Source organism: Mesorhizobium sp. B2-4-1 (assembly GCF_006442185.1).
In the GTDB taxonomy this organism is placed as follows: domain Bacteria; phylum Pseudomonadota; class Alphaproteobacteria; order Rhizobiales; family Rhizobiaceae; genus Mesorhizobium.
Map to the genome: position 1 here is coordinate 1 of NZ_VFVN01000030.1, position 1,144 is coordinate 1,144.

1 protein-coding gene and 1 pseudogene are annotated in these 1,144 nt (G+C 66.9%); both read right to left on the bottom strand.

Annotation, left to right across the window (positions count from 1 at the left end):
• Nucleotides 1-92 (bottom strand): annotated as a pseudogene (locus FJ949_RS31120) (NAD(P) transhydrogenase subunit alpha); the annotation flags it as partial.
• Nucleotides 92-1,144: NAD(P) transhydrogenase subunit alpha (locus tag FJ949_RS30165; protein ID WP_140501648.1), on the bottom strand; the 1,053-nt coding region annotated here is incomplete at its 5' end. The gene FJ949_RS30165 and the pseudogene FJ949_RS31120, both read right to left, overlap by 1 nt.

Genomic DNA, 1,144 nt, shown 5'->3' on the forward strand with positions numbered 1-1,144 from the left:
CCGGGAGCATTTGCCAGGTTCTGCACCGCCAGCCGGACGGCAGCACTTGCCTGGTCGAGCTGGTCGAGGGCTTTCTGCAAGGTCTGGTCCATCACGCGGTCCCTTTCGGCTTGGGCGAGGGCGACTTTGGCGAGGGCGACTTGGGCGGCGGGGGCGACTTGGGCGGCGAGGGCTTGGATGCGGCAGCTTTCCTGGGCGCGGCTTTCTTGGGCGCCGAAGCATCAGCGACCATTGTGCTGGCCGGGATCGCCGGCGGTTCGATATATTGGCCCTTTGGCGGCTGCTGGTCGGCCTTGGCGAAGGCCGGATGGACGATCTTGCCGCCGTCGGTCAGCATGGTCGCCTTGACCAGGTCGTCATCGCGGTTGATGGCAAGCGTCTTCGTCGCCTTGTCGACCAGGGTCTCGAGGAAAGCAAAAAGGTTCCTGGCGTAGAGCAGCGAAGCGGAGGCCGCGACGCGGCCCGGCACGTTGAGATGGCCGACGATCTTGACGCCGTTGGCCGTCGTCACGACCTTGCCAGGCACAGCGCCCTCGACATTGCCGCCGCGCTCCACAGCAAGATCGACGATCACCGAACCAGGCTTCATCGAGGCGACCATGTCAGCCGACACCAGCCTCGGCGCCGGGCGGCCGGGGATCAGCGCCGTGGTGATGACGATGTCCTGCTTGGCGATGTGCTCGGCGGTCAGCGCCGCCTGCTTGGCCTGGTATTCCCTGGACATCTCCTTGGCGTAGCCGCCGGCGGTCTCGGCCGCCTTGAACTCTTCGTCCTCGACGGCGAGGAACTTTGCGCCAAGCGAGGCGACCTGTTCCTTGGCGGCGGGGCGCACATCGGTCGCGGTGACGACCGCGCCGAGCCGGCGCGCTGTGGCGATCGCCTGCAGGCCGGCAACGCCGACGCCCATGATGAACACCTTGGCGGCAGGAACAGTGCCGGCCGCCGTCATCATCATCGGCAGCGCCCGGTCATATTCGGCAGCGCCGTCGATCACCGCCTGGTAGCCGGCAAGGTTAGCCTGCGAGGACAAGACGTCCATCGACTGGGCGCGCGTGATGCGCGGCATGAATTCCATCGCAAAGGCCGTCAGCCCGGCCTTGGCCAGCGCCGCGACGGCGGCATCGTTGCCATACGGATCCATGAT